Here is a 6,274-nt window from a genome sequence, read left to right on the forward strand (position 1 = left end):
CCTTTTAATGTTATCATTAGAACTTAAGGTTTACCCCAAACAGGAAAGTACGGGGACGAGGATAAAAGCCCTGGTCTACGCCCGATACCCATTTCTCGGAACCATAGCCTACTTCCGGATCCATACCATCGTACTTAGTGAATGTGAATGCATTCTGCACCTGCACGTACAGGCGGGCCTGTGAGATGTATTTTATCTTCATCAGCTTGCAGAAATCATATCCAAGGGTAATGTTACTGATACGCAGGAAATCGCCATCCTGTACATACAAATCAGAAAACATCCAGTTATCCGTAGTGTTGGTCACGCGGGGAATTCTGTTGGAAGTGCCCTCACCTGTCCAGCGATCCAGAATAGCTGTAGTATAGTTAGACTGCTTATTGGCAATCTGTCTGAAAGACTGGACTATCTGATTTCCCACCACACCATTAGCATTCAGCGAAAAATCGAAACCTTTATAATCGAAACCTATTGTAAAACCATACGTGAAATCAGGAATACCATTTCCTAAATCAACCTTATCAGCAGTGTCGATGGTTCCGTTATGGTCCACATCCACATACTTCACATCACCCGGCTGGGGATTGGACTGAAGAACACCATTGCCTGCTGCAATCCAATCCTGGATTTCCCGCTGATTCTGGAATATACCCGCCGTTTTATATCCCCAGAAATAACCAATGGCATGACCGTTCTGTGCACGGTAAAATTCTTCTGCGTTATCATACAATATACCGGTCTTACCATGAATAATACCATCCTCGGTAGGGATATTACCTACCTCATTCTTGTTATACGCACCATTGATGCCGATGTTGTAGCGGAAGTCTTGCCCAATCTGATCGTTCCAGGTGAGAGCCAGTTCAACGCCGGTATTTTTCACATCACCACCATTGATAAAAGGACCGTCTGTTCCGGCAGTAGACAAAACCGGAGCCTGTACCAACCAGTCTTTCGTTGTCTTGATATAGAAATCAACATTCAGCCCCAGGCGACCATTCAGGAAGCGGGCATCAAGACCAATATTAGTTTGCTCAGATGTCTCCCATTTGATGCCTTCGTTAGCCAAGCGGCTGGGGAATGCACCCTGAACATATCCCGGACTAGTGGCACCGGACACTTCTCCAAATGTATAGTAACCGGAATAAGACACCGGAGCCAGGTATTGATAATTATCTATATTATTGTTACCCACTTGTCCCCAACTAACGCGAAGTTTCAGGTAATCGAGCCAGGATTGCGTCTTTTCCATCCATTTTTCATTGGTAATAGTCCAACCGGCAGAAACAGAGGGGAACCAACCATAGCGGTGTCCGCGGGCAAACTTGGAAGAACCGTCGCAACGCAGTGTAGCATTCACCATATAAGTTTCTTGCCAGTTCCAGCCCAAACGTCCGAAGTAGGATACATTGCGGGAACTGTCCCAAGGCTTTCCGGATGCAGAAAGACCGGTATCTTTGGATTGTGCCGTACCATTGTTGACATAAGCCTTATCCCAGCTATCAAAGCCGTTGGTCAGGTATGCCTGTCCTGCACCTACATCAAAGCCATCGGTACGTGAAGATTCCATACCGATCAGTGCATTCAGCGCATGATTGCCCCAGATCCAGTCATAAGAAGCCGTATTCTGCCAGGTAAGGGTAAATCCGTCACCGGCACTTTGTTCTACAGAGGTATAAGTTCTGTCAGTATAAGAATCAAACTGATATTTAGGAGTAAAGCTACGGTAGTTATAAGAAGAGTAAGAAGCTGCGAACAAAGTTCTTACTTTCAAATTCTTAATCGGTTCTATCTCGGCATAAACATCACCGGCAAAGGTGTTATTCTTATTCTGGGACTGCGACAGGGTCATCATTTGTCCATAAGGGTTTCCGTCACCGCCATTCCAGTCAGAAGCAGCCGTATTATTATAAGGAGAATTATACTTGCCATTATCACTGTAGATAGGAGCCAGAGGAGAAGTGTTAAAGGCAGAATATAATTTGTTGCCATTGTGTCCGTTACCCTCATCATTCATATTCTTATAGTTCTTATGGATGAAGCTGACGTGCTCACCAACTTTCAGAAAGTTGTTAAACAGCTTATGTTCGGAGTTTATACGAAAGTTGTAGCGTTCATAATCGGAAACCTCACTACCACCAATGATACCTTCCTGAGACATATAACCCAGTGACATAGCATAAGTGGAAGAGGCAGATCCACCCGTGATGCCCAGTGAATAACTCTGCATTTTGGCATTATCCTTAATCATGGAGTCAACCCAATCCGTATCATAAATATTCCCGTCAGCGTCGCGAATACTTTTATAACGGCTCCAATCATAAGCACTCTCTCCGGAGTTCAAGGCCTGTTCGTCCATAATCATCATATATTCCTGAGCATTCAGCATATCCACTTTGCGAGCGGCATTCTGTATGCCAAAGTAAGCATCAAAAGCAACAGATGCTTTCCCTTCTTTACCTGATTTTGTAGTAATCAGTACCACACCATTGGCAGCCTGTGCACCGTAAATAGCGGCCGAAGCAGCATCTTTCAGAATATCGATAGATTCGATATCAGCCGGATTCAAGGTAGAAATATCACCACCCACCCCATCAATAAGGTATAGCGGTTGTGAATTACCTACCGTTCCCAGACCACGGATTGACACCTTCATATCCTTACCCGGCTGACCTGTAGTAGAGGTAATCGTCACACCTGGGGTCTGCCCCTGCATGGCTTGCAAAGGGTTGGTTGTATTCAATTTGGCAATGTTTTCACCCTTCACCTGAACCGTAGCACCGGTCACCAGCTTCTTTTTCTGAACACCGTAACCCACTACGACTACTTCATCCAGCATTTCGGTATCTTCTTTTAAAGATACGTTGATAACCGAAGAGTCGCCTACCCTAATTTCCTGAGCCGTGTAGCCGATATAAGAGAATACCAGCGTTTGCCCGGGCAGGGCAGTTACAGAATACTTACCGTCCATATCGGTAATGCCACCGGTGAAAGTCTCCTTCACCTGAACGCTGACACCAATCAACGGCTCATTGTCCGTAGCAGATGTCACAACTCCCGAAATGGTTTTGCTTTGAGAAGGGTTAGCCTGAAGGCTACTGATTGCAGGTACCAGAAGTAGCAGTACCAACGCAACACGGCATAAATGCAGATTTATGCACTTTTCAAAGAATGTCTTTCTCATCGTACATTGTTTAATGGTTAATATCAAAGATTTTATTGCTTTTTTAGTTTGCAAAAGAAACCACCACAAATGTATGGAATGAAGTTGAAAGACCTCTGAAGGAATGTTACAAACAAGAGATAGATTGGTTAATCGCTCTCCCCGAAATGTTATTAAAAAAGGTATAATTTGTTTTTATCCCCCTCACAGAGCATCTGTAAGGAGGGATAAAGATTCATTGATTCACTACGAAATTACATATCTGACACCCGGTTTTATTCCCTTTTGCTACACGCAAACGCAGTGTATGGTAACCCGAAGCAAGCTCCGTTTCAAACATATACACCCACGGAATGTACAGTTTCTGACTCCAATCGGTAAACGTATCCAACTTTTTGAAGGGAACACCGTCTACACTATATTCCAGCACACAGGCTTGCGGACCGGCTGCACAGAAGATCCCCACCGCGCGACCTTCGAAAGAGAAAGAAAGACTGGCCCCGGCACGGTCCGCCACCAACATGGGAACGTGTACAAAGCCTTTACGCGTATTTCCTTTCACTGTAGGCACCCAGTCGTCCACAATCTTCCAACCACGCAGTTGTTCAGCCGAACGGATATTGACAAAGATTCCTTTATCATAAGAATGAGCATCTATTGATTTTTCCGGTATCCCATGCGGCTGAACGTTTTTCTTTGCCATATCATCGTGCCATTCGAGATCGAAGAGGCGGTTGATGGCGGCGGCATAATATTTATGCCCCTCCCAGGCAGGATGTGTACCGCCGAAAGATTTCCAGTCAAATTCACCGTCACGCATACGATGCGCCACTTCTTCTGCCAGGTTGATGGAAGAAACATAGTAATGGTTGGCTACACACTCATGGTTCATAATCACCTGGGGCTGTATGCCCTTGTCCAGCAAAGGAATGAACGGGTCGTAAATGAAATGAAGCATGACAATATCCATTTCGGGGCTCGAAGTGCGCGCATGGCGGATAATGCCCTCCATTCCGCGTATTTGCTGAATATAGTTGAAGGAATTAGTATCATCGTTCACCGCCGCCTCAACAAACAGCAAATCAGGCATACCTTTCTGCAAAACGTCATTTTCGAACCGGAAAGCATGAGGGGTAGTTCCAGTAGAAGGTATTCCGGCATCAATAAAGGTAAATTCCGTACCGGGGAAGCGTTGTTTCAAATCTTCCTGTATCATATTCCGCCAGCCGCGCATTTCAGTGATGGAACCGCCGAGGAAAGCAACACAACCTTTCTTCTCTTTTGTGAATTTCAGATAAGAATTGGCAAGGTTGCCACGCTGGTGAATCACTTGTTTCTTCTGATAATCCGGTTGGTTGCGGACAATGAAATCGACCACCGGCTCCGGATTTTCCAAGCTGTGGGGATGATGGTCGCAACCGGGCTTCACAATAATTTCCACAAGTCCGCCCAGAGCACGATAGCGTTCGGCGGCAATCTTCATGTGCAGTTCATAGGGCACCGTCTTGTCGCTATCCCCACAGACACCTATAACAGGAATACCTGCTGCTGCCAGAGGGGCCAGATTATCGATAGGATTGCCTTTGAAATCCTTCGCATTCTCTTCAGTCAATCCCCATTCTGCAAGGAAACCCTCCCAGAAACTGCGCTCCCAATTCTTTGAGAAATAGAGCATATCACACACTGGGGCATCCACATAGATACATGCCACTTTATCGGGATTCTTTGCTCCCCAGTTGAAGGCAAACAGACCGCCACGGCTGAAACCTTCGAGCGTCACTTTGGGAGACAACCGATAGTATCTGCGCATAATATCATAAAAGTCGGTACCCAAACGCTGCGCGCGGGGACTGCCGTAAAGGTGCGTCAAATCATAATAAGCAATATGGAAACCCTTTTCCAGCAAAGCTTTATCTACCGAGGGAAAAGCTCCGAAAAAAGCGGGACGCCATATCCAGGGACGGCCTTCAGCCACTTTACGGGGAACAACTACTGTGGCCTGACGGGCATTGCAAATGAAATCATAGCGGTCGAAACCTTCCCATTGCGACTTCTTGCCAGGGAAGGGCTGGTCTATAATGATAGCAGATGCTTCATTGCCGGTCAGTGTACGATAAATTTCTCCGGCTATCAGGGCAGCACCCGGTTCACTGGGATGAATGCCATCGACATAGTAATCAGGATGCGGTTTCAACACTGTATAAAGGTCAATTACAGGCAAGTGACGCTTCTTTGCAACGCTGCGTATCACGGGAATGATGCCATTTGTTATGACACTATCATTAATACCAAAATTGGAATTGACTGCGGGTACAGGCAGGCAAAGATATATCTTGGGTTTTGAAGGTAAATCCTGGAGCATGTCCAGCATCTCTGTCAAATCCTTCTTGAAGTCTTTTCCGTAACGCCAGTTCCAAGGTTTGCTGTCATTAGTGCCTAACTTAATGGTGACAATGTCCGGCTGAAATGCCAGAAGGTCGCGGAACTTTTGTTCGTGCATGTAAGGGCGGTCTCCTTTATTCAGCAGTACACGACCGCTGATTCCAAAATTACGAACATCATATCCTTCGCCCAGAAGTTGGGAAAGCAATCCCGGATAGCTGTTTTGAAACTGGTTTTTGATTCCTGAACCATAGGTGATGCTATTGCCTACACAGGCTATCTTTACAAGTTTCTTCTCTTGTGCCATCACCCACAGGCTGAAAAGGCACAACAAAAGCAAAAGAATGCTTTTTCTTCTCATGGTATTTTGATTTAATTCTATATGTTATAGGGTTTTAACCGACACAAAGATACATTATTTTAAGATACAGAAGCAATTTGTTTCTAAAATGTTATTCAAGCTAAAGTCAGATTATTGATGTGTCGGTTTTGGATTGATTCAGACTGGTGCAGAAACGAGGCAAATGATAAACAGTACTATCTCCATTGGGGTTGACTAAAAAGCTCCCCCTCGAAAAAAAGTTCTCTCTATCCACTGATATGAGAGAACTTTTATGTATATTTAGGCTACCAAACGCATAAAATATACTTAGTCAAAGATATGCAAAAAGTTCAATTTAAACAATATAATGAGGGTGAAATTTTATTATTCCCCGACCGTTTAGACTT

At 44.9% G+C, this 6,274-nt stretch carries 2 protein-coding genes; both read right to left on the bottom strand.

The annotated features are described in order from the left end of the window. Nucleotides 1-16: 16 nt before the first annotated feature. Complete coding sequence (locus tag QZ135_RS12785; protein ID WP_294609676.1) at nt 17-3,184, bottom strand: TonB-dependent receptor; 3,168 nt, start codon at nt 3,182-3,184, stop codon at nt 17-19. 214 nt (nt 3,185-3,398) lie between these two features. Beyond that, nucleotides 3,399-5,906, bottom strand: a complete 2,508-nt coding sequence (locus QZ135_RS12790) for a GDSL-type esterase/lipase family protein (protein WP_294609679.1) — start codon at nt 5,904-5,906, stop codon at nt 3,399-3,401. Between the last annotated feature and the right edge of the window lie 368 nt (nt 5,907-6,274).

Origin of the sequence: uncultured Bacteroides sp., from assembly GCF_905207245.1 — a bacterium.
GTDB lineage: Bacteria > Bacteroidota > Bacteroidia > Bacteroidales > Bacteroidaceae > Bacteroides.

Bases quoted from the DNA above. Each gene is read 5' to 3' on its own strand.
- QZ135_RS12785 (WP_294609676.1), bottom strand. From the start codon at position 3,184: ATGAGAAAGACATTCTTTGAAAAGTGCATAAATCTGCATTTATGCCGT.
- QZ135_RS12790 (WP_294609679.1), bottom strand. From the start codon at position 5,906: ATGAGAAGAAAAAGCATTCTTTTGCTTTTGTTGTGCCTTTTCAGCCTG.